The organism is Geobacter benzoatilyticus (genome assembly GCF_017338855.1).
GTDB classification, from domain to species: domain Bacteria; phylum Desulfobacterota; class Desulfuromonadia; order Geobacterales; family Geobacteraceae; genus Geobacter; species Geobacter benzoatilyticus.
This window is the reverse complement of sequence record NZ_CP071382.1, coordinates 435,879-459,454: the sequence shown is the minus strand read 5'-3', so window position 1 is coordinate 459,454 and position 23,576 is coordinate 435,879. Positions and strand designations below refer to the sequence as shown.

Here is a 23,576-nt window from a genome sequence, read left to right as displayed (position 1 = left end):
GGAAACGCCGGCAGTTTGGCCGTGACGGGCCGGGATTCTCCTGTTACAGTTTACCTGTGGTGTGAGCATTTCGGAATGAATGGACGCGGGTGAATGCCATGAACGACGACAGCAGGCGGTGGGACGAACGGTACCAAAGCGAGGAATTTCTCCTGGGGGCGAACCCCTCGAAATTCCTGGCCGAGCGGATCGGGGAGGCGAAGCGTCTCTTCCCCGGCCGGAAGGCCCTGGACATCGCCTGCGGCGAGGGGCGGAACAGCATCTTCTTGGCGCGGCAGGGTTTCAGCGTCACCGGCCTCGACATTTCCCCCGTGGGACTCGCCAAGGCCCGCAGTTGGGCCGAACGGGAGGGGCTCGACTGCGACTTCCGCTTCGTGAACCTGGAAGAATATCGTATCGCCGAGACCTATGACCTCATCATCAACTTCAACTTCCTCCTCCGGGACCTGATCCCCCAGGAGGTGGCGGCCCTCACGCCGGGGGGCGTCATCCTCTTCGACACCATCCTCGAATCACCCACCGCGCCGGTTCCCCACCGGAAGGACTTTCTCCTGCAACCGGGGGAGCTGGCGCGGCTCTTCGCGCCGTACCCAGGCACCATTCTCTTCTGCGGGGAGTATCCCGACAGCGAGACCCCAACCGCAAAACTCTTCTATCTGCATCGTTGATAGAAACTCCGGAAATGAATGAAAACGGCCGCGTCAGCGGCCTTTTTCTTTGACACGGTACCGATTTCTGGCACATTAATAGGGTTGAAGCGTACAGAAAGGGGTGGAGGGAGAGCATGAAAGCCTGGCATAAAATTCTCGTCGGCTGCGGCATTTTTCTTGTGATACTGGCCGGTTTTACCGCGTTCGTTCTGCCGGGCATCGTGAGAAGCCGTGCAATACAGGCCGTGGAAGAGGCTACCGGGCGAAAGCTTGCCATCGGCGACGTGAACATAAATCCCGTCACCTGGACCGCCGAAGTGCGCGGTGTGCGCCTCACCGAGCGGGATGGGACCACCACCTTCGCCTCATTCTCCAGCGCGCGGGTTTCCGTGAGCCCCTCTTCCATTTTCCGGGGGGCCCCCATCGTCTCCGAGGCCCGGCTCCGCTCCCCCTACGTCCATCTGGTGCGGACCGGGGCCAACACCTACAATTTTTCCGATCTCCTGGAAAAGAAAGGACCGGAGAAGCCCGAGCCCTCCAAGGAGCGGGCCAGGTTCGCCGTCTCCAACATTGTCGTTGCCAACGGCGCCATCGACTTCATCGACCGTGGGCTTGCCGTCGAGAAGCTGCACCGGGTCAGCGGGCTGGAACTGGGCATTCCCTTTGTGAGCACCATTCCCCATTATGCCGACAGCTACATCGCCCCCCGGTTCCGGGCGGTGGTGAACGGCTCCCCCCTGGCCCTGGATGGCAAGCTCAAGCCCTTTGCCACTGCCGCCGAGTATTCCCTCGACATCAACCTGAAGGAGCTGGACATCCCCTACTATCTGGCCTATGTGCCGGCAAAGCTCCCGGTCCGGGTGGAGCGGGGGACTGCCGCCACGAAGCTGGCCCTGACCTACCGGACCGACGCCAGCAGGAACCCCGAACTCTTGCTGACTGGCGAGATTTCCCTGGCCGGCCTGAAGGCAGCAGGTGCGGACGGGGCGCCCCTGGCGGCTTTTGACCGGCTGGGGGTGGTGGTCGGCAGGAGCGAGCTCCTCACTCCCGCCATCTCCCTCACCTCCGTTACCCTGGATGCCCCTGTGTTCAACCTGTCGCGGGACGGGAAAGGGGTGTGGAACGTGGCCCGTCTCTCCTCGGGAGAGACGCCGGAGCGTCCGTCGCCAAAGCCCCCGGCGAAACCCAAGGATAAACCGGCAGGCAAAACGATCATCGACGTGGGGGAGGTGACGCTGCGCAACGGCACCGTGACGGTCGCCGATGCCATGCCGCCGGGGGGCTTCAGGACCGAGGCCCGTGAGATCGCCTGCACCGTCCGCGGCTTCTCCACCCGACCGGGCAAGAAAGCCGATTACACGCTTTCCTTTGCCACGGGCCGGAATGAAACCGTGCGCATCACGGGGGGCTTCTCCCCGGACCCAATGGCTGTCACTGCCATGGCCGACCTGAAGGGGATCGTGCTTGAATCCTTTTATCCCTACCTGGCCGGCGTGCTCAACGGTCCGATCAAGGGGCGGGTCGACGTGGGCGGCGAGGTCGCCTATGGCGACAGGACCGTCAGCGCCGACAAGGTGGCGATCCGCTTTACGGGCCTTGCCGCCGATTTCGGCCCCAAGGAAGGGGTGCTGTTCCGGCGCGCCGCCATGGAGGGAGGACATTACAGCCAGAAGGAGAACCTCCTCGAATTCGAAACGATAGCCGTCTCCGGGGCAAATATCCGCCTTTCCCGGCGGGAGGATGGATCGTTCTCGCCGCTGGCGCTGCTGAAGACGGAGCAGCCAGCCCGGAAGGAGCCCCCCCGGCCCAAGGGGGCATCGGGACCTCCTTTCCGGTACCGAACCAAGAAGTTCGTCGTGAACGGCCTTGACGCCACCTTCACCGACCGGAAGACCGTCGGTAATCCCGTCTTCGAACTGACGCGGGGGGACCTCACCGTCCAGAACTTCGCCTGGCCCGAGCGCGAGGCTATGCCCTACCGCATCAGCGCCCGGTACGGACGGGGCGGGGCTATCGCCTCGTCGGGGACCCTCCGGCCGGCTCCCTTTTCCCTCAAGGGGGAGACGACCCTGCGGCGGATTCCCCTCACCGACTTCGACGCCTACCTTCCAGAGGGGCTGAACATCATCCTGGCGGAGGGCTCCCTCGACACCCGCCTCACCTACGCCCTGGCAACGCGGGGGAAGGGGCTCGGCGGCACCTTCGGCGGCTCCCTCGGGGTCCGCTCCTTCCACTGCCTTGATTCCGACGCCGACGATCTCCTCACCTGGGAAAGCCTCCAGATCGACAAGGTGTCGGGGAGCCTGGAACCCTTCTCCCTCAAGATCGGCGAGGTATCCGTCGCCAAGCTCTTCTCGAAGATCGTCATCGACCGGGACGGGCGCCTCAATCTGCAGAAACTCTACACCCCGGAGGCGGGAGACGCGAAAGCCGAGAGCCCGGATGTGGGGGGGCAGTCCCCGGCGATCAAGCCGGCTCAAGCGGTACAGCCGCCGGCCCCGCAAGCGACTCCGCCGGCTAAGCCCCAGCGCCAGGTCACCATCGACGCCGTGACCATCCAGGAGGGGACCCTCGCCTTCTCCGATCATCACATGAGTCGGGAGTACGACACCACCTTCTACAACCTCGGCGGGAGGATCAGCGGCCTTTCATCCGAAGAGAGCCGGTTCGCCGACGTGGACCTGCGGGGCAACCTGGAGAACCTCTCACCCCTTCAAATCACCGGCAAGCTGAATCCACTGCGGGACGACCTCTATGCCGACATCACGGTCCGCTTCGCCGACATCGACCTGACGCCGCTTACCCCCTATTCGGGCACCTATGTGGGGTATGGTATAGACCGGGGAAAAGTATCCTTCGATCTGAAATACCTCATAGAAAACAAGCAGCTCAATTCCGAGAACAAGGTGTTCATCGACCAGCTCACCTTCGGCGACAAGATCGAGAGCGACAAGGCCACCACCCTGCCGGTGAGGCTGGCGGTGGCGCTCCTCAAGGACCGCAAGGGCGAGATCCATCTGGACATACCGGTCACCGGCCGCACCGACGACCCCCAATTCAAGGTCTGGCGGGTGGTCTGGCAGATCATCAAGAACCTCCTCGTCAAGGCGGCAACATCTCCCTTCTCCCTGCTCCAGTCGGCATTCGGCGGCAAGGAGGACTTCAGCGTGGTTCCCTTCGCCGCCGGGTCGGCCCATCTGGCCGAGGCCGAGCAGGCGAAACTGGCTAAAATAGCCCAGGCATTGAACGACCGGCCATCCCTCAAGGTGGATATCAAGGGGTACGTGGACAAGGAACTGGATCCCGAGGGATACCGGCTGGAACTCCTGACCCGTAAGATGAAAACGGAAAAATTCCTGGAGATGGTGAAGGAAAAACGAATCCAGCCGGGGGATTCGGCGGATACGATAGTCATATCGCCCGACGAGGTCTCCCGTTATCTCAAGGCTGTCTACAAGAAGGAGAAGTTCCCCAAGCCACGCAATGTTCTCGGTTTGGAGAAAGGGCTCCCCGAAGCGGAGATGCGCAAGCTGATCCTTGCCAACACGAAGGTTGGAGACGCAGAGCTCAAGGCCCTGGCCGCAGAGCGCGTCGGGGTGGTGAAGGCTCTCCTGGCGGGTCCGGGCAAAGTGGACCCGGCACGCCTGTTCCTCAGGGCGGACGATATCTACAAGGCGCCGGAGGACAAAAGGGGGGCTGCACGGGTGGAGTTTGGCGCGGCGGTGCAGTGAGATTGCGTTAATGTATTGATTTTATTAAAAAAATATCTAATAGAGTCTCAAGTTCTTAGCGATTTCGCCGAAACTTAAATATAGAACTCATGCGCGTGGTCAGATGGCGGGGCGCGGTTCTAGTTTATTTTCAGTGAAGGAGAAATCTCTATGCCGTTCAGATTCACAATCAAGGCCCGTATCGTTTTCATCGTCACTTTTTTCTCGATAATGCTCATTGCTTTCGGCATTCTCGGCCTTTCAGGGATGAAGGATGCCAATTCCACCACCCGGCAACTCTATGAAGAAAACATGGAGAGCGTCCGGATTCTCAGCAAGATTACAGGAATTATGCGAGACAACCGGGTTCAGCTCCTCCTCGCCATACAGCATGATCCGGGAAACGTGAACAGCTCGCTCCATGACCATCCCCTTTCCATTCATATTGAAGCCGTAGCCAAGAATATTAATGAGATCGACGCTCTCTGGAAGCAGTATGAAAAGCTGCCCAAGAGTGACGAGGTGCGCAAGCTTACCGCTGAGTTCAATGCCGCGCGAGCGGCTTTTGAGCAGGAAGGTCTGCTCCCTGTACGTGATGCGATAAGTGCCGGCAAGTACGATGACGGCACCCGCCTTACTCTCCAGAAAATCAACCCTCTCTTCAAGTCTGCCGATGTTGGCATCGCAACATTGATCGACCGGGAATTCTCCGCGGCCAGAAGTGCCCATGACCTGGATGAGAAAAACTATGCATTCAACAGGATTGTCCTGATCGTCGGACTTGCGTTTTCCGTGGCGCTTGGGGGGGGATTAAGCCTGTTCATCCTTAAGTCGCTGCGCCGCAGCTCCGAAGAGCTGGCATCTGTTGCTGCCGCCGTTTCCGCCGGCGATCTGACCCGCCGCGCTGCCGGACTTTCCAATGACGAGCTGGGAGACATCGGGGGGTCTTTCAATGAGACTGCCGATTCCTTTGCGCGAGTTATTGCCGGAATCCGCGTGAATTCGGAGCAGGTGGCCACGGCCGCCAACCAGGTTCAAAGCACCTCCGAACATATGGCCACCGGCGTGGAGGAGGTGGCTGCCCAGACCGGGACTGTTGCCACCGCCGGCGAAGAGATGGCTGCCACGGCCTTCGAGATTGCCCAGAACTGCCAGGTGGCGGCCGAGGCGGCCCATCGTGCAACGGAATCGGCCAACGGCGGAGCCGTGGTGGTCCAGAGGACCGTGGACGGCATGGCACGGATCGCTGAACGGGTCCGCAGTTCCGCCAGAACCGTCGAAAGCCTCGGTTCCCGATCCGAGCAAATCGGCGAGATTGTCGGCACGATCCAGGACATTGCCGACCAGACGAACCTGCTTGCCCTGAACGCAGCCATCGAGGCTGCCCGTGCCGGCGAGCAGGGCCGCGGCTTTGCGGTTGTTGCCGACGAGGTGCGGGCGCTTGCTGAGCGCACCACAAAGGCCACCAGGGAAATCGGCGAGATGATCAAGGCGATACAGCAGGAGACCCGGGGAGCCGTTGCCGCCATGGAGGAAGGGGTTCAGGAAGTGGCGTCCGGGACTGCCGATGCCCAGCAGTCCGGTGCCGCACTTCAGGACATATTGAGCCAAATCAACGAGCTGGCCATGCAGGTGAGCCAGATTGCCACCGCCGCAGAGCAGCAGACCGCAACCACCGGCGAGATCAGCGGCAACGTCCAGCAAGTCTCCGAAGTGGTCCAGCAGACTGCCAAGGGGGTCCAGGAGTCGGCCCAGGCGGCATCGCGGGTTGCCGAGCTGGCCGGCGACCTCAATAACCTCGTGGGGCGGTTCAAGGTGTCGTAGTCCGGTTGGCCGGATAGTGAAGCAAAAAAGAAAGAGGGGCGACCGCCGGCATGGTCGCCCCTCTCTTTTATTATCTCAAATTACCGCCGGTTTCATGTTACGACATGTTCCAGACGAACAACGCAAGATGTGATTATATTGCGTTAAATCAATATGTTGCAAGTGATTGGTTTTTTATAGGTAGGCCATAGGTAGGAATAGGCTGCATTTCAAGTCCTTCTGATAAGCAACTTGATTCCCCCTCCTCCCGTTGACGTTCTCCCCCAGATTGCCCCCTTGCTCCGCCCTGTTTTTTTCTTACGCCCCCCCGGCCTGATCCTCTCACTACCTCCAGGCAAAGGGGGAGGGGGGGTGGGGTGGGGGGTACCCCTGCCTATGATACGCGGGGGGGGTGGCATGAGACGCCATGCCGCAGACGCCCCTCCATCCCTTTTCAGCCCACCTGAGATAAAAAGCCCCCGGACTTCTCCAGGGGCCTCAGTTGCTTCGGGGATTACATTACGCCGCCAGTCGAGCCGCCGCCGTCGCCACCGCTGCCGCCCTTGAAGCCGAAATTCCAGCCGCTTCCGCTGCTCTTGGTGTACTGCCCCTTGGTCCCGTTCCAAAGGTCAGCAAGATATTGGTACGGTTGCCACTGCGCCGCCAGGTTGGTTTGTGCCTGATTCGTGTTGAACGTGTTGGCCTGCCCGGCAGATTGCAGGTTATAGGCGTTACGCGCTGCAAGGTCATTCTGCTCAAGGTTAAGCCCTGCCTGCTGCCCTTCCGCCACGGCCTGCATGATGGCCGGTTGCACGTTGTCACGGTAAAGGTCGATTTCCTTCTGTGCGCCGATACCGCTTGTGTATAGCCCTCGGTCGCTCATTTCCTGGTTGATGTCGTTCTTGGTCCGGTCCCAGGCGCTGTTGATCGCGGCAAGCCGTGCGTCGGTCAGGTTCTGCGTCAGCCCTTCATAGTCGCCACTGTTCAGCCCGGTATACTCGCCGGGGTTCTGGTAGGTGGGCGTTTCGTATTCGGGCATCTGAAAGCTGTTACCGCTCAAGGTGCCCCACATATTTGACAGGGCCTTGTCATAGTATTTTGTACGTTCTTCGGGTGTCAGTTCCCGCGTGGTGGATTTCTGCTTTTGTTTGCCGCCGCTGATATTCAGGCTCATTGCTTGGCCCTCCGTAATGGTAAAATCTCAAATCCTTTCCGGGACCGGTAGCATATTGTTTGCGCTAACGGTTCCATTTCCAGAATTAGGGAAAAATCCTCTTCCACTTCCGGCGCGGTGGGTGATCGTGCATATTCCGCGACAATCAGTATAGGCCCCCGGGTGAACGTGTCGGGGATCTCCCCGCTCTGTATTTCCGCGAACCCCTCAATGTTAGTCAGGAAGTAGCCGCCAAAGGTGCAGACATTGCCCCCGTCCCGGCGGAGCAAGTATTGATTTGCCCCAAGGGACAGCATGACAGCTTGACGCGACAATACAGTGAGGGGGCCATTGTGAATGCCCTCCAGGAAGAAAATCACTTCGTCGTAAAGCTGATTCGCCTGCTTAAAGCCCTGCATGGTCCCTCCATTATTTCGGCGAGGCTTGCTCATCTTCCTCGGGGGGTAAGTCCGGGGCTTCCGCAACGATGCGGAAAAATATGCTCTGGTTGCTGGTGGACTCGCCACGGAGTAGCCGCATTTTGTCTGTGGCGATACCGCTTGCTACGGTTCGCTGGTAGGCGTTGATTTTCAAAATGTCGGCATCCGTGATACTCGCCAGCATCCGGCGCGCCGTAGATTCATAGACGTCTGCCAATTTCCCCCTGGCCTCTTCAACCAAAACCATTACTTCCGGTTCCTTCAGTGCCTTTGAGATGGTTTTCTCGTCTCGGCCCAGGTCTTTACTCATGGCGTGGGGTGTAATGCCTTGTGCGGCCAATATGGCGATTTGCTGCCTTTCGAGATTGTTCAACCGTTTGTTTGCCATTGAAGGCCCTCCCGCTGTTATGGTCTGCCCCCGGTTTGTTCCGGGCGATAAAAAGGAACGATCTTCCCGCCCGGTTCACTCTCGGCTACCAGCTCCGCCGCATCGAGCAACAGCCGTTGCAGTTGTTCGGATCCGGTGCCCGGGTGTGCATAGACCTCCAGGACTGCCGCGCCGTTGACGGTGATTGCGATTCGTGGCTGCATGGTGTCCTCTTTACCGCGTCACCCATTCAGGGACGGGTGGGGCGGGTGCAACTCGATACCCCTCGCGGCTGACATGCTCAATGATGACGCTTCGGATGTAGGGTTCAATCGGGACGCCTAATTGGTCCGCAAGCTTCCTGAGCGTGTCCAGGGTGCTGGGGGAAACTTTTACTGTGGTTGTTTCAGAAGCTATTCTTATCAGAGCCATAATTTTTCTCCTTCATTTTGCCATCACGGCAATGTTACGGGACAGGTGGTCCCGGTGGTGTATGCCCCCCCCATTACTAGGGGCATATACCTACCCTTTAGGGTAGTAATGCTAGTAATGCTAGTAATGCCCTATAAAATCAGCTAGTTATCCATTACTGGCCCTGCCTTAGTAACGTTAGCAATGGATGCTGTAAGTTGTTGTATTTATTTGGCTTTACCGTTACTACCCCCATACCATTACTAGCAGTAATCAGTAATGTTAGTAATGGTACCCCTCATTTCCGCCCCCCTGAACCTGCTTCAAAGGAACCGCGACCCTCCGCAAATGGTCCACCTGGAACGTCCAACCATTTGACGGTGGTTCCATTCGCAAGACAGGTAACAACCTTGTTGGAGTCGAGAAGCGTCTGTGCCATGGATTCCAACCGCTCACGACCGAAGCATTGAAGCGCCTCCGGTAACTCATGGCGGCGTTGACCTACTCCGTTCACCCCTGTTCTGGTGAAGGGACGGCCGGTCGCTGCTGCCGTGGTGATGGCCGCGACGAGGATCTCGTCGGCTTCGTCACGCCGTGTCCCACGCGACTTGATTTCAAAGGTACGGTCAACCAGGAGACCAAAGTCATTACGAACATACGTTGTTACGGTCCTGTCAGCGGGGCCGTTTGACTTCACGATTCCGCCATTGACCACACGGTTTGCCATGTAATCAACCTTTAGGGCTTTACAGGTGGCGCGGCCGTCCTTTTCTGATACCGGCCACAAGGCGTAAGCAAACCGGCAACCATCCACCAAAGCACTAGCGCCCCGGATTGCCTCCCGTGCTTCGGCGAGGCTGTTAATCTCGCCCGTTTTCTTCATGTGATGCGCCCCGATCGTGGCGGCCCCCGTACGTGACGCAAGTCGACTCAACAAGGTGGCGGCAAATTGCCCGTTCTCGTTTTTGTTTAGGTCGACGGGGAAAAGGGGTTGCATGGGGTCAAAACAAATCAAGGCGGGTTTCAGCTTTTCCAGGTCATCGGCCATGCGGTGAAAGGTGTCTGTCTCTTGCAGACTGCCATATTTGTTGGCGTCCAGAAAACGAGGCACACCCCCGGCTGTGGGAAGAGGAACAATAATCAAGCGGCCGGGATACTTGAACCGCCTCCCCGTGGGGTCAAGTGAATTAATCCTTGAGTGGATTGTGGGCGCGTCATCTTCGGCGGCAATAATTACGACCGGCCCCTCCGCTTCCACCAACCCGCCGAAAGCTTCATGTTTCAGCACGTCACAACCAAAAGCGACCTTGACGCCAAGATCAAGGAAGAGAAACCCCTTCCCCGTATCTCCCATGGCAGCAACAAGCCCAGGTTTACCCAAGGGGAAACGCCCCGACACAAGCATCTTTTGTGGTTCTGGATCACCCTGCGTGTAATTCTCAACAGCCCAGGAACTAAGCGACAATTGAGAAGTGTTTGAAATAGTCTCAGTGGGTTTAGGTTCTGGCGTGGTTGCGGCTGAAATGGAAGCCATGACGGCTTCCAGCCCTGCAAGGCGCGCAAGGTCATTAAAATCGGTATCCTTCGCCCCACGACCTTCTGGAAAGCATGGCACTGCTAGAAATCCGCCAACGGCTTGTGCCGCTTCGGTGGCCTTCGTCAACCCGGGGTTTCCTCCCGTGGCGTGGTCATCATCGGCGCAGACAATCAACGCGGCATCGGGGTACTGTGCCCGGAATGCTTCTGAAACCGGCTTTAGGTTCCCGGCATTGAAGGCGACGGCGACGGGATAGCCGGTAACTTCGTGGAGCGTCGCCCCTGTAGCGTAGCCCTCCGCAATCAGGAACGCCCCGCCTGTAAAATCACCAATCGGGGAAAAATGCCCCGAAATGGCAGTTCCGGCCTTGAAGTTCTTGGAGCCGTCCGGCCCGATAAATTGCAAGCCCTGGAGGGTTCCGCCCATGTCCATGACAGGGGCAACGAGACTGTCTTTCCATTCTTTCAGACCGTGGCCCTTGACGTTCTTCCTTACAAGGTATGGGTGGTCCTCGCGAGCGGGCGGCGCGTTGTTCCAAATGAAGAGGGATTTTCCCCGGCACTCGGTGTGCCTTCGTTGTTCTTCCTCCTTTTGGAGTCGTTTTGATTCAGCGATCCGCTGCCGGTACGCTTCGCGCTCTGCCGCCGTAAACTCAACCTCCTTCTTGGCGGTCCACTTGTGCCAGTTCCCGGGACCGTGATCTTTCCATGATCCGAAAATAATGGTCGGGTTCTCGTCGGCCCACGCCTGATAGTAGCCGTTTTCCGTTTTCCATTTATCATCGGGGAGATGGAAGCGGTGCCGCTTGCCGTCTGCTATGATCTCCCCAGGCGGGGCAATCCCCACTTCCTGCATTGCTCTCCTGAATAACTCTTCTGTCGGTTCGACAAGTCGTAGGGTGGTGTTGAAGTCAATCACAGCGACCTCCCTGCCGAATGCGTCTGAAGAGGTTCAGCCGATTGGAGAGGAGACGCCGCGCGTTCAGCGTGAGACCGGATTCTGTAATCTTGCATCTGAAGTCTCCCGGTTGTCTGCCTCGCGGCAGTCGGTTGGATTATCCTCATCGTGGCCCGAACAAGCCGGGCACGGCGCTTCACACTTACAAGCATGAGGATCGTGGAGAGCGTTACGCTTACATGGCGGTGTCATGTTAGCCGCCTTGGGATACCGTCGCATGGGAAGTGTTGGTGCAGCACCGCGACTCGACAAAGTTTATGACATCCTCTGAACGGTATCGGACCGCCCCATTACCCCCGCTCAATTTGATGTAGGGGATTCCTCCACCTTCCCAGCGCTTGCGTCTGAGCCAGTGGGTTGACATGCCGATTAGCCGCGCCACCTCTTTTTCATTCAAGAGGCCGGTGGCTGTGATGAGATTGGGGGGGGTGATAATTTCAGAAGACATATAAACTCCTTTCGCGCATGTTATCTGTGACGCATCACGTGGCTGCAACATTAGCACTAGGAGGGTTAAAACGCCGCTGAACTTAAATATGGAGGGGAAGTCTTATTTCGATTAAATGCGGGGGAATTGGTTAGATTTTGCTGCTTCGATTAATTGGATGGCTTTTTTCTGGTGGTTTACTACTTTGTGATAATCGGAATCCCATGAGTTTTTTTCGTGCCAGGTAATTCGATTATTCCCATATACCTTTTTTACTATTTCACTTCTCTCGGCTCCGGCTACTGTCAAATCATAAATAGTCAAACACGTTTTAATCTCTTCGATTTGACTCAAGGGGTTATTTCTTCCCCTGCCGGTTTCAAATTGTGGCCGTTCGGACTCAGGGCAATCAAGCGTCATAAGTGATTTATGGAATCGGATATGGTCCATTACCTCATTATGTAGTGACTGTGCAATTTCATCGGTGGAGGCATACATATTGACAGTCAATATTAATTTCACTGTCCCGAGCTTGCATACTTCTGTGGGGTAGTCAACAGATATAGGCGTAACCTCTTGACCTTCAAGGGCGAGTTGTGCCCTGTGCATAGCCCCTGTGTCCTCGCCTCTTTTAAGGAATTCTAGTCGTATCAGTTCCAGTTCTTTCTCTGCATCCATACTCTTGCGCCTCCTGGTAGTGCGCTCCTGGCTGAATGAATCGCGGGGAAACCGCCCCAGGAAGGCGGCTTATCGTCTGGCCGGACTATCCCCGCGAAAGGTGAAACTATTCCTCTGTTTTCCCCTTCTCCAACTCCGCTTGGACAAGCTCCAAGGCTTTTTCAACCCCTACTGCCTCTACGATTTGGATAATAGTGTTCAGCGGATTAGCCATGATACTTCCTCCTTGTGTGATGTATGGCCGTTTTCGGCCTTGAAACCGGTGTTCTCTCTTTCGCCCCTTGTCCTATTCGCCTTGTGCTGTCGGCAGTTGCACTATCTTCGCCCCTACACCCTCGACCATAAGCCGCTCTATCTCGTTGCAGATGGCTTGCAGTACCGGCCTCAAATCATCTGGTGTCAGTTTCGAGTAGTGTTTACCGGTGACAGAGCTGTCGACGTGTCCGGTCAGCCTGTTTATATCTTCTCGCCGAAAGCGTAACCGTTCGCCCGTGGTGATGAATGACCGGCGCAAGCCGTGGACCGTTAAGTTAAGGCCGGTTCGGCGTCTCAGATCGTCTGCTCTTATTATCAGGTGATCGTGTTTGTTGCGCGGTCCCTGCTTCGGAAATACATACTCTTGCCCCTCGATTGCTGCGGCTTTCCGTCTTTCGAGGATTGCCCGTGATTGCCTTGAAAGGGGGGCCGTATATGACCGCTTCGACCTTTCTGTATCATGCCGAAATGTCACAACGCCGCTTTCTAAGTCAACCTCGTTCCAGGCGAGGGTGTAGGCTTCGGATGGGCGGATGCCATGGTAAAGGGCGAAGGTGTAGCAGTCACGGTGAACGGGAGTGCAGGTCAGTAATGCTTCCGCGAATATCTTGAATTGCTTGGGTTCAAGGCAATCGTCCCGCCCTTCGATCTTCTCCCACATTTCAGCACGGGACAAGACCTTGACGGGGTTCCGTGTGATGAACTGAGGGTAAAGTATTTCTGCATAGTTGATGATTGCTTGCAGGCACTTGAAGCTGTTGTTTGCCGCTCCTGGGCCGTTTACCTCTCGTATATTCTGGAATCGGTCAATGATGATCTCCGGGGCAAGTGCTTGCTCAAGGAGATTCAAAGGGAGGTCAAGCCAGCCCTCAAAGAATCGGGGGACGTAGCTTTTATAAAGCGTCTCGGTTCCTGTAGACAGTCGCTTGTCTGCCAGGTAGCGGTCATACATCATTTTAAGTGTTGGCGGTGTCTCGTCTGCCGGTCTGCCCTCACGGATACGCCGGGCAATTTCGGGGGCCTTCGCTCGTGCCTCCTCCGGGGTGTACTCGCCGTAAGCTCCCAACTTCTCCTTGACGGTCTTGAACTTGCCGGTGACGGGGTCCTTCACATCCACCTGGACGTAAAACACCTTGGAGTTCTTGCCTACCCGAAGCATAAGGCCCTTCACTTCCGTATCGAAGTAATCAACCTGCCCCTTTTCTACGGGGGGGACGTGCTTCTTGCTGTCAATGTTGCGCTTGGTGAGTAGCAGTCTTGGCATGGTACCCCCTGGTTTCCTACCTAGAAAATGGTGGTGGAGGAATTAGGTAGGATATAGGTAGGAATAGAATTAAAAAACCCGCTAAATCTGTAAAAAAGATTAGCGGGTTCTAGGTAGGAAGTCAAGGCGTAAAGTATGAAATTTATAGCTAAATGTTTTTATCCTTTTTTAAGGCTTAATAATGCCGTTTAGGGTCACGACAAGTTCCAGACGGCCATTTCCAGAATATCTTTCCAGCTCTTCCCGATTTCCGAAACCACCGTAGGTTCGAAACCGCAGTGCATCATGCACTGGGCGCAGCGGGGGTCTTTTCCCACGCCGTACTTGTTCCAGTCGGTCTTTTCCATCATCTCCCTGAAGCTGGGATAGTGGGTGTCGGTGATGAGGTAGCACGGTGCCTTCCAGCCAAGGGGGTTGCGGGTCGGGTTTCCCCAGGGAGTGCAGTCGAGCTTTTTCTCCCCCTTGAGGAAGCGCAGATACATGGGGGTTGACCAGAAGCGGAACCGCTTGCTCATCCGGTAGACTTCCTCGAACTTTTTCTCGATTTCCCGCCGCTGAAGGAAGAGGTGTTCACCCACCGCTTCGTAGTCGAATCCCGGCGCCACCAGGATGCCGTCAACCCCCAGATCGGTTAGGAGCGAGAAGAGCATCTCGATCTCCACCAGGTCGGTATCCTTGAAGATGGTGGTATTGGTGCAGACCCGGAAGCCCTTGGCCTTTGCCTTTTTGATCCCTTCAATGGCGATCCTGAAGGTCCCTTTCCGCTCCAGTATCCGGTCGTGGGTCTCTTCGAGGCCGTCCATGTGGACGTTGAGGTAGAAGTTGGGGTGGACTTCGATGTTCTCTAGGGCCTTTTCCAGCAGCAGCCCGTTGGTGCAGAGATAAACGTGCTTGCCCCGGTCAAGGACCGCCGGGATCAGTTCGTAGATGTGCTCATAGAGAAACGGCTCGCCGCCGGTGATGGTCACTACCGGGGCCGGGCATTCGTCCACGGACTTCAGGCAATCCTCCAGGCTCATCATCTGCTGGATTGTGTCGGCGTACTCGCGGATGCGGCCGCAGCCGGAGCAGGCCAGGTTGCAGAGGTGGGTCGGCTCAAGCATGAGGACCAGGGGGAATTTCTCGATTTTCTTCATCTTGTTGGAGATGATGTATTTCGTGAGGTCGTAGTTCAGTCTTGCGGGAAAACGCATGGATAAACGGTTCCTTTCAATGTTGCATCAAATGTGTGGGGCGGGGTTTGCCAGCCCCAGAGAAGTATTATTTAACCAGCGACAGCGCCGATTGCCCCTTTGCCGTCAGAAATGCCTCGGCCGTGGCGGCGATGCCGGTTCCGTCGAGCCCCAGGTTGGCGCGAAGCCGTGGTTGCGGACCCTGCTCGATGTAGCGGTCGGGGATGCCGATACGCTTGACCCGCACGCCGGTCATCCCTTCGTCGGCCAGCAGTTCCAGAATAGCGCTTCCGAAACCTCCCTGAAGGGCGTTTTCTTCCACAGTGATAATGCAGCCGGTCTGCCGGGCCACGCCAAGGATGAGCTCCCGGTCAAGGGGTTTCACGAAGCGGGCGTTGACCACCGTGGCCCGGATGCCCTTGGCCTCCAGGAGCTTTGCCGCCTCCAGGGCGGGGTAGACGGTGGCGCCGATGGCGACGATGGCGAGATCGTCCCCCTGGGACAGAAGCTCACCCCGGCCGATCTCCAGGGCCTGCAACTCCTGGTCGAGGGGGATTCCGTAGCCGGCACCCCTGGGGTAGCGCAGTGCCACGGGACGGCCGGCATAGATGGCGGTCTTCAGCATGTGCTGGAGTTCGTTCTCATCTTTGGGGGCCATGAGGGTGATCTCCGGCAGGTGCCGCAGATAGGAGAGGTCGAAGGTCCCGTGGTGGGTCGGGCCGTCGTCCCCCACGAGTCCGGCACGATCCAGGGCCATGGTCACCGGAAGCTTCTGGAGACAGACATCGTGGAATATCTGGTCGTAGGCCCGCTGGAGGAAGGTGGAGTAGATGGCCGCCACGGGACGGAAACCGTCGGCGGCAAGGCCGGCCGCAAAAGTGAGCCCGTGCTGCTCGGCGATACCCACGTCGAAGAAGCGCTCCGGAAAACGCTTGGCGAAGGGGGTGAGTCCGGTGCCGTCGGGCATGGCCGCGGTAATGGCGATGATCTTCTCATCCTCTTCTGCCAGTTTCACGAGCGCCGCACCGAATACGCCGGTGTAGGATGCCGCGCCCGGCTTGCCGCCGGTCGTCTTGCCGGTGGCCACGTCGAAGGGGCCGACTCCGTGGAAGACGTCGGGGTTCTCCTCCGCCGGCTGATACCCCTTCCCCTTGGTGGTCATGACATGGACCAGCACCGGCCCTTCAATCCCCTTGACATTCTCGAACACCTCCAGCAGTTGCGGGAGGTCGTGGCCCGGAATCGGGCCGACATAATCGAAGCCCAGCGCCTCGAAGAGCATCCCCGGCGTGAGGAAGCCTTTGAGGGAGTTTTCGGCGCGGCGGGCGAAGTGGAGGATGTCCTTGCCGATGGCCGGGATTGATTCCAGGAGCCCCTGCATCTCCTTCTTGAGCTTGCGGAAGTCGCTGCCGGTCATTTTGCGGGAGACGAAGGAGGAGAAGGCTCCCACGTTCTTGGCGATGGACATCTCGTTGTCGTTCAGGACGACAATCAGGTTTTTCTTCAGGTGCCCCGCCTGGTTGAGGGCCTCGTACGCCATGCCGCCGGTCAGCGACCCGTCGCCGATCACTGCGATGGCCCGGTTGCCGCTCTCTTTCAGATCCTGGGCGGCCGCCATGCCGAGCCCCGCCGAGATGGAAGTGGAGGAGTGCCCGGCGCCGAAGGCGTCATGGGGGGATTCGCTCCGCTTGGGGAAGCCGCTGATTCCCTGGTACTGGCGCTGGGTGTGGAAGCTGTCGCGCCGACCCGTGAGGATCTTGTGGGTGTATGCCTGGTGCCCCACATCCCATATCAGCTTGTCGGCGGGAGAGTCGAAACAGTAGTGGAGGGCGATGGACAGTTCCACGGCTCCCAGGTTCGAGGCCAGATGGCCGCCGGTTTGCGCGACTGTCTCAATGAGAAACCGGCGAATTTCGGCGGCCAGCTCCGGAAGCTCCTGGCGGGGAATATTCTTGAGGTCGGCCGGGTTGTTTATGGTGTCGAGCAGCTTGTACATGACGCTCTCCTTGTTGCGTAGGGGCAATTCATGAATTGCCCTTACATGATCCCCTTTATCTCACATACCCGTTGGCGCGGAACCAATCCACCGCGCGGCCAAGGGCTTCGGCGGCCGGACGCCGGGGAAGCCCCAGCTCCTTCTCCGCCTTGGACGAATCGAAATACATGAACTTTCTGGCCATCTGCACCCCTGCCAGCGGAATGAGGGGTTCCCTGCCGGTGAGCCGCGACAGCGCTTCGTTCACATAGGCTGCCATGAGGATCGGCGTATAGGGTAGCCGCACCTTCGGCGCGGAAAGCCCGGTGACCGTTTCGAGCATCTCGAAGATCTGCCGCAGCGTCAGGTTCTCGTTGCCGAGGATGTACTTCTCGCCGATCCTGCCGTGCCTGGCTGCCAGGATATGCCCCCGGGCGCAGTCCTCCACGTCGATGATGTTGAGTCCCGTGTCCAGGTAGGCGGGCATGGCCCGGTTGAGGAAATCAACGATGATCTTTCCGGTGGGGGTCGGTTTCAGATCACGGGGACCGACGGGGGTCGAGGGATTGACAATGACGAGGGGTAGCCCCCGTGACAGGAACTTCTCGGCCTCCCGCTCCGCCAGGAATTTGCTTTTTTTGTAATGGCCCACCATGTCAGAGAAGCCAACGGGCGTAGTTTCCGTGCCAGGGGTGCCGTTGCCGGGATTTCCCAGGGTGCCGACGCTGCTCGTGTAGACCACGCGGGACAGTCCGTGCCTCAAGGCTGCTTCCAGGATGTGGCGGGTCCCCTCCACGTTGGCGGCGTACATGGCGGCAGGGGTATGGGTCCAGAGGCGGTAGTCGGCCGCGGCGTGATAGAGAACCTCGCAGCCTTTGATGCCCCCGTCAAGGGATTCGGGGGCGCGGAGATCTCCCTCGCACACCTCCACATCTAGGTCATTGAGGTTGCGCCGGTCTGAGTCGGGTCGAGCCAGTACCCGGACATGGCAGCCATCCTTCAACAGTTCCCTGACAATGCTTGCGCCTATGAAACCGGTTGCGCCGGTGACGAAAACCTTCATATTTCCTTCATGCAAAAACTAACGTAGGGGCGGTTTTCGGACCGTCCCTACGCGGAATGCCGTTTCTGTGCAGGGGGGTTATCCCCTTTGTCTCTTCAGTGCCCGGTAACGTCCCAGAGCCGTGAGGGGGAAACAGTTCCGGTAAATATGGTACTTGATCATGAAATACTTGGGGAAGCCTGTTCCGGTGAACTGGTCCTCGTCCCAGGTCCCGTCGGGCCTCTGGGCCTCGATCAGGTACCTGATGCCCCGGGCCGTGGCCGGGTGGTCGACCTCTCCGGCTGCCAGCAGGGCAAGGAGGGCCCAACCTGTTTGGGAGGCCGTGCTGGGGCCTTTTCCGGCCAGCTTCGGATCGCAGTACGATTCGCAGGATTCTCCCCAGCCGCCGTCGGGGTTCTGGTGGGAAATTAGCCACTCCACCGCCTTGCGGATGTACGGTTGCCCCATGTCTTCGCCGTAGGCCTTGAGGCCGCAGAGCACCGACCAGGTGCCGTAGATGTAATTGACCCCCCAGCGGCCCCACCAGGGACCGTCAGGCTCCTGGTTCTCCTTGACGAACTGGAGTGCCCGCACTGCCGTCGGATGGTCCATGGGGTAGCCGAAGGTACCCATGAGCTCCAGCATCCGGCCGGTCAGGTCAGCCGTGGGGGGGTCTATGAGGGCTTCCAGGTCCGCAAAGGGAATTTTGTTGAGTATATGCTTGGTGTTGTCCTTGTCGAAGGCGCCCCAGCCGCCGTTTTTGCTCTGCATGCCGAGGCACCAGGCGATGCCGCGCCGGATGGTCTCTTCTTTGGCCTTTGGGTCTTTCACCTTGACGTTCTTGATGGCCATCATGACGATGCCGGAATCGTCCACGTCGGGGTACCAGTCGTTCTGGAACTCGAAGGCCCATCCGCTCGGTTCCAGCTCCGGAGCCTTGATCTTCCAGTCGCCCGGCTTGCGGATTTCCCGGTCAAGGAGCCACTGGGCGGCTTTTACCAGGGCGGGGTGATCCGTGGGAACCTCGGAGTCCACCATGGCCATGAGGGCCAGTGCCGTATCCCACACCGGCGAGATGCAGGACTGGAGAACAATTTCGTCGTCGCTCTCCACGCAGAAATTGGCCAGGGCCTGGAGCCCCTTGGCCACTGCCGGGTGATCGTTGGCGTAGCCGAGACAGTGAAGCGCCAGAACGGAATTGAGCATTGCCGGCTGGATGCCGCCCCAGTCGCCGGTGGGTTCCTGGTGCTCCAGTATCCACTGCTCGGCAATTCCCGTGGCCTTTTTCATGCCGGGGCGTATGGGGCTCGCCTCGTAGACCTTGAGGATATGGTCGATTCCGATGAAGATGTTCTTCCAGGTGAGGATGCCGTCTTCCTTGGTGAAAGTGTAATCCATGGGGCGCGGCGGCCGCACGTAGAGTTCCTGGACCCGCGCCCAGGGGGGGAGCTTGCGCACCGGCCGCTCGGCCATGACTATGGAAAGCGGAATGATGGTTGCCCTTGACCAGCTGGAGAATTCATACAGGTTGAACGTGAAACCGTTGGGCAGGAGCATCATCTCAATGGGCATGGAGGGGACCCCCAGCCATGAGAACTCGCCGAAAAGGGCCAGGAAAATCTTGGTGAAAACCCGCGATTTGAGGATGCCTCCCTTTTCGAGAATGAAAGAACGGGCCTTCACCATGGCCGGATGGTCGGCTGGATAGCCGGCAAGCTTCAGGGCAAAATATGCCTCTATGGTGGTGGAAAGGTCGCCCGGCCCGCCGTACCAGATGCACCAGTATCCTTCACTGGTCTGTTTGGACAGGATGTAGTTGGCCAGCTTCCGCTCTTTGTCCCGGTCCACCAGGCCCATGAAGCGAAAGAGGATTATGTACTCGGCGGTTATGGTGACGTTGGACTCCAGCTCAGCCCACCAGTAGCCGGCAGGTAGCTGTTCCCGCAGGAAAAACTCCTGCGTCCGTTCAATGGTCTGGTCGAGAGGGCTCGTCTGTTCCACGTCCCGCTTCTTCCAGATGGAGGCGGGAAGGTGGTGGACCTTGCCGACCGTTTTTTTCTGCGGTGCATCCTCCGTCTCTTTCGCTGCGTCGTTGAAGGAAGTAAGTGCATACGAAATGGGGTGCTTCGAGATCTTCATCTCTCTTCTGCTCCTTGTCTTTCGGGACGGACATTTCCCGGCGCGAGGGCGGGAAAGCCGGAATAAGTACATATTTTTAACACAGTAGGGAACAAAAATACATATTTTTCCCGTGTTGCCCAATGCCGCGGCGCATGACGGCGGCCCAGGGCGGGAAGATTGTCTTTGCCGCCGGGGTATGGTACGCTTCGCGAGTTTTACCCGATACCGGCTAATGAGGAAACGGTCAATATGCAGAAGCGCAGTGATGCCAAACGCTTTACAGGACTTTTCGGGTTTGTCGCCCGTCACCCGCGGCTAATTCTCGCGGTGGCGCTCCTCCTGGCGACCCTCTCGGTAATCTATACCAAGGAACAGATGAAGTTCCTTACGGGGCGCGATGATCTGATGCCCAGGAACGCCCAGTTCCAGCGGGATTACCGGGCCATCCGAGCCGAGTTCGGCGACCGTGAGGAGATTGTCGTCGTCATGGAAAGCGCCGATGCGGCCGCGGTCTCCCGGTTCGGGGAACGGCTCTACGGGAAGCTTGCCTCGGACCCCACCCGGTTCCGGGAGGTCTTTTTCCCCGGCGGCATGCCGTTCTTCCGGGAGCATGGCCTCCTTCTCTTGCCCCTTGAGGAAATCAAAAGCCTCCGGAAGAACTTTACCATGGCGAAGCCGGTTCTCAAGGAGCTGGCGGCAGCACCCACCGTACAGACCCTGTTTACCCACCTGACCGGCCGGATGGATGCCTACGTTGATGGGGGTGGGAAAGGGGGCAGCGCTGAACTGACAGGCCTCACCTTCATGCTCGACAAGCTGGGCGCCGGCATTGACTCCTTTGGCGGTGGCAAGAAGGGCTCCTTCTCCCTTGAGGAGGTATTTCTCGGGGGAGATTCTGCCCTGGCCCGGGCTGGTCGGATGCAGATTCTAACCGTAAGGCCGGTGAAGGAACCGGGGAGCTTCGTCCCCGCCGTGGAGGCCATCGGCGCGGTGCGCAAGGAAGTTGCCGCCCTTAGGGCTCTCCCCGAGTTCACCGGGGTCACGGTGGGGCTTACCGGTACGCCGGTCCTGGAATACGAGGAGATGGCCACCAGCGAGCGGGACATCACCCTGGCCACGGTCCTTTCCCTGGGGCTTACGGTGGTGCTCCTCCTTCTGGCGTTTCGGGGGATCCTCAACGTCATTGCGGCCATGACGGCCCTCATCGTGGCCATCTGCGTCTCCTTCGGCCTGGCGACCCTGGTTGTGGGGCACCTGAACATCCTTTCAATGGTGTTTGCCGTGATGCTGATCGGCATCGGCATTGAGTACGGCATCCAGGTGGTGCTCCGCTACCAGGAGGAGCTGGGGCTCGGGGCGGGAGAGCTGGATGCGGTCGCCATCGGCCTCAACCGCAACCTGCGGGCCATCGTTATGGCCGCCGTTACTACTGCGGCAGCCTTCTTTACCTTCGTATTCACCGACTTCCGCGGGGTCGCCGAACTGGGAGTCATCGCCTCGCTCGGGATTGGCGCGTGCGTGTTGGTAACCTTCACGGTCCTGCCGGCATTCCTGGTGCTTCTCGCTCCCTACCGCAAGAGAAAGGAGGAGGAGCGGGAGGCGCGGGCCGCCACTCTCCTCAACCGGTCCCCCTGGGTAAAGGGGCTGGAGCGGTTTCTCTTCGGGCATCCCAAAACGGTGGTCGGCATTACCGTTATCCTCTGCGCTGCGTCACTCTACCCCCTTATGGAAACCCGGTTCGACTACAACCTCATGAACCTTCAGGCCAAGGGGCTGGAACCGGTGGAGTACGCCTACAAGCTGATGCGCAGCCAGGAGAATTCCGGCTATTTTGCCGAGGTGGTGGCGTCGTCCGCCACGGAGGCGCGGGAGCTGACCCGGCGTCTCGAAACGCTTCCCGCCGTTGACCACGTGGTAAGCATCGCCAGCTTCGTTCCCGACGACCAGGAGGTGAAGCTGGCCGAGCTGGCGGCCCTGCGCCGGGAGTTGTCCGACGTTAAGCCGGTTCCCTACGAGGAGGACCTGCGGGTCATGGAGCTTCCCTCGGTCTTCGAGGATTTCCGCAACTCCGCGGAGCGGCTGAAGCTCCACCTGGAAAAGGAGCAGAAGCCGGAGGCGAAGCGGGTAGGCGTATTCCTGGCCACTCTGGACCGCTTCTTCGCCACCCTCGAGAAGGAGAAGGACAGAAACGCCCTCGGTATGCTCCGGGATTTCCAGGGGGGGATGCTCGCCTCTTTCCCGGAGAAAATCGGAATATTTGCTGACAGCCTCGACGTCACGCCGGTGACTGAAGGGGAGATTCCGCCCCAGCTGCGGAAGATCTTTGTGGGAAAAAGCGGGAAGTACCTCCTCCAGGTGGCGCCCCGTGAGGAGATTTTCGACCGGGACCCCCTGGAGCGTTTCCTGGACCAGGTGCGGAGCGTGGCGCCCCGGGCCAACGGCGAGCCGGTCATGGTTTACGAGTCCATGACCATCATGCGCGATTCGTATCTGCGGGCCTTCATCTATGCCTTTGCCGCCATTGTGGCGATCCTGTTCGTGAACTTCCGCAGCTTCACCTACACGCTCGTGGGGCTGGTTCCGCTTGTGGTGGGGATTCTCCTCATGGTGGGGGGGATGCGGCTGTTCGGCATCAGCTTCAATTCGGCCAACATCATTGTCATGCCCCTCATTCTCGGTATAGCAGTAGATTCCGGGATCTACATCATCAACCGTTTCCGCCGCGAAGACGGCGACGCCGCCGCGGTCATCATGAGCAGCACCGGCCTGGGGGTCATCTACAACACCTTGACCATCATGGCCAGCTTCGGCGCCCTCATGGTGGCTCACCACCAGGGGGTCTTTTCCATCGGCGCGGTCATGAGTCTCGGCATGGTCGCATGCCAGGCGGCCTTCGTCCTGGTGTTGCCGGCGGTGCTGACTCTGGTGGGAAAGAAGTGAATTCGTAGGGGCGATCCTTGTGATCGCCCTTGGTGTGATATCTGTTGCATGCAAGGGCGAATACAAGATTCGCCCCTACAGGAGAATCGATTGAAGAGTCGAGGTTTGTCCGGTGCGGTGCCGTTGTCGCATTTTTTTCTCCGGGAGCGCCTGAAGACCGGGGACTGTGCCGTGGATGCCACCTGCGGCAACGGCCACGATACCCTTCTGCTGGCGCAGCTGGTGGGGCAGGGGGGGCGGGTCTGGGCCTTCGACGTTCAGGAAAATGCCCTTGTGGCTACGGAGGAGCGCCTCGCGGGGGCGGGGTGCCTTGATCGGGTTGTCCTGGTCCACAGCGGGCACGAGCGCCTGGCGGAAGTGGTCTCCGAACCGGTCAAGGCAGTGGTCTTCAACCTGGGGTTTCTCCCCGGCGCCCCAAGGGAAACGGTGACATCCTCCGAAACGACCCTTGCCGCCCTGGAGCAGGCCGCGGAGCTTCTGCTCCCCGGCGGAATCATTACCTTGGCGGTCTATACGGGGCATCCCGGCGGGGCCGTCGAGGGGCGTGCCGTCGAGGCCTGGGCCGCGGCACTTGCTCCCGGCAGGTTCAATGTCTGGCGCTGCCGCCAGGGGAACCGGTCCGAAGTGGCGCCGTATCTGGTGGTTGTCGAGCGGATCCCTTCGTAATTACTTTC

Annotated in this window: 17 protein-coding genes; 6 read left to right on the top strand and 11 right to left on the bottom strand. The window is 58.8% G+C overall.

All coding sequences use genetic code 11. The annotated features are described in order from the left end of the window. Positions 1-98 precede the first annotated feature (98 nt). The 3 genes from JZM60_RS01995 (at position 99) to JZM60_RS01985 (ending at position 6,184) form a co-directional block, all read left to right on the top strand. Complete coding sequence (locus tag JZM60_RS01995; protein WP_207163876.1) at positions 99-668, top strand: class I SAM-dependent methyltransferase; 570 nt, start codon at positions 99-101, stop codon at positions 666-668. Positions 669-784: 116 nt separating this feature from the next. Then, complete coding sequence (locus JZM60_RS01990; RefSeq protein WP_207163875.1) at positions 785-4,381, top strand: DUF748 domain-containing protein; 3,597 nt, start codon at positions 785-787, stop codon at positions 4,379-4,381. Positions 4,382-4,531: 150 nt separating this feature from the next. Next, the gene (locus tag JZM60_RS01985) at positions 4,532-6,184 is read left to right on the top strand and encodes a methyl-accepting chemotaxis protein (protein ID WP_207163874.1); all 1,653 of its coding nucleotides are present in this window, start codon (positions 4,532-4,534) and stop codon (positions 6,182-6,184) included. Positions 6,185-6,677: 493 nt separating this feature from the next. On the opposite strand, the gene JZM60_RS01980 is transcribed toward JZM60_RS01985, so the two are convergent. From JZM60_RS01980 to JZM60_RS01970, 3 genes are read right to left on the bottom strand one after another with little or no spacing between them, the layout of a single operon-like run. Then, entirely contained in the window at positions 6,678-7,337 is a 660-nt protein-coding gene (locus tag JZM60_RS01980) for a hypothetical protein (RefSeq protein ID WP_207163873.1), read from the bottom strand. After that, positions 7,334-7,735, bottom strand: coding sequence for a hypothetical protein (locus JZM60_RS01975; protein WP_207163872.1), 402 nt, complete (start codon positions 7,733-7,735; stop codon positions 7,334-7,336). Before JZM60_RS01975 ends, JZM60_RS01980 begins: the two co-directional genes overlap by 4 nt. A gap of 10 nt (positions 7,736-7,745) precedes the next feature. Further along, on the bottom strand, positions 7,746-8,144 hold the full coding sequence (locus JZM60_RS01970) for a helix-turn-helix domain-containing protein (RefSeq protein WP_207163871.1): 399 nt from the start codon (positions 8,142-8,144) through the stop codon (positions 7,746-7,748). Between the two features lie 35 nt (positions 8,145-8,179). On the opposite strand from JZM60_RS01970, the gene JZM60_RS01965 reads away from it, so the two are divergent. Further along, complete coding sequence (locus JZM60_RS01965; protein WP_207163870.1) at positions 8,180-8,419, top strand: hypothetical protein; 240 nt, start codon at positions 8,180-8,182, stop codon at positions 8,417-8,419. Positions 8,420-8,832: 413 nt separating this feature from the next. Here the strand turns inward: JZM60_RS01965 and JZM60_RS01960 are convergent, their stop codons facing one another. The 8 genes from JZM60_RS01960 to shc all read right to left on the bottom strand — a co-directional run bounded on the left by JZM60_RS01960 (position 8,833) and on the right by shc (position 19,980). Beyond that, on the bottom strand, positions 8,833-10,989 hold the full coding sequence (locus tag JZM60_RS01960) for an AAA family ATPase (RefSeq protein ID WP_207163869.1): 2,157 nt from the start codon (positions 10,987-10,989) through the stop codon (positions 8,833-8,835). A gap of 232 nt (positions 10,990-11,221) precedes the next feature. Continuing rightward, entirely contained in the window at positions 11,222-11,476 is a 255-nt protein-coding gene (locus JZM60_RS01955) for a helix-turn-helix transcriptional regulator (protein ID WP_207163868.1), read from the bottom strand. 111 nt (positions 11,477-11,587) lie between these two features. Then, positions 11,588-12,133 (bottom strand): hypothetical protein, encoded by a 546-nt coding sequence (locus tag JZM60_RS01950; protein WP_207163867.1) that lies wholly within the window; start codon positions 12,131-12,133, stop codon positions 11,588-11,590. Between the two features lie 286 nt (positions 12,134-12,419). Next, a complete protein-coding gene (locus tag JZM60_RS01945) occupies positions 12,420-13,652 on the bottom strand; it encodes an integrase family protein (protein WP_207163866.1) in 1,233 nt (410 codons plus the stop codon). A gap of 194 nt (positions 13,653-13,846) precedes the next feature. After that, complete coding sequence (hpnH, locus tag JZM60_RS01940) at positions 13,847-14,845, bottom strand: adenosyl-hopene transferase HpnH (RefSeq protein WP_207163865.1); 999 nt, start codon at positions 14,843-14,845, stop codon at positions 13,847-13,849. A 67-nt stretch (positions 14,846-14,912) separates the two neighbouring features. Next, positions 14,913-16,820: a 1-deoxy-D-xylulose-5-phosphate synthase gene (gene dxs, locus JZM60_RS01935; protein WP_207163864.1), complete on the bottom strand. Its 1,908-nt coding sequence runs from the start codon at positions 16,818-16,820 to the stop codon at positions 14,913-14,915. Between the two features lie 55 nt (positions 16,821-16,875). Beyond that, on the bottom strand, positions 16,876-17,862 hold the full coding sequence (gene hpnA, locus JZM60_RS01930) for a hopanoid-associated sugar epimerase (RefSeq protein ID WP_207163863.1): 987 nt from the start codon (positions 17,860-17,862) through the stop codon (positions 16,876-16,878). A 78-nt stretch (positions 17,863-17,940) separates the two neighbouring features. After that, entirely contained in the window at positions 17,941-19,980 is a 2,040-nt protein-coding gene (shc, locus tag JZM60_RS01925) for a squalene--hopene cyclase (RefSeq protein ID WP_207163862.1), read from the bottom strand. Between the two features lie 231 nt (positions 19,981-20,211). Here shc and JZM60_RS01920 point away from each other — a divergent pair, with 231 nt between their 5' ends. Together JZM60_RS01920 and mnmM are read left to right on the top strand one after the other, a co-directional pair. Then, positions 20,212-22,902: an MMPL family transporter gene (locus tag JZM60_RS01920; RefSeq protein ID WP_241426337.1), complete on the top strand. Its 2,691-nt coding sequence runs from the start codon at positions 20,212-20,214 to the stop codon at positions 22,900-22,902. A 90-nt stretch (positions 22,903-22,992) separates the two neighbouring features. Continuing rightward, complete coding sequence (gene mnmM / locus JZM60_RS16715) at positions 22,993-23,568, top strand: tRNA 5-(aminomethyl)-2-thiouridylate-methyltransferase MnmM (RefSeq protein WP_241426336.1); 576 nt, start codon at positions 22,993-22,995, stop codon at positions 23,566-23,568. The last annotated feature ends 8 nt before the right edge of the window (positions 23,569-23,576 follow it).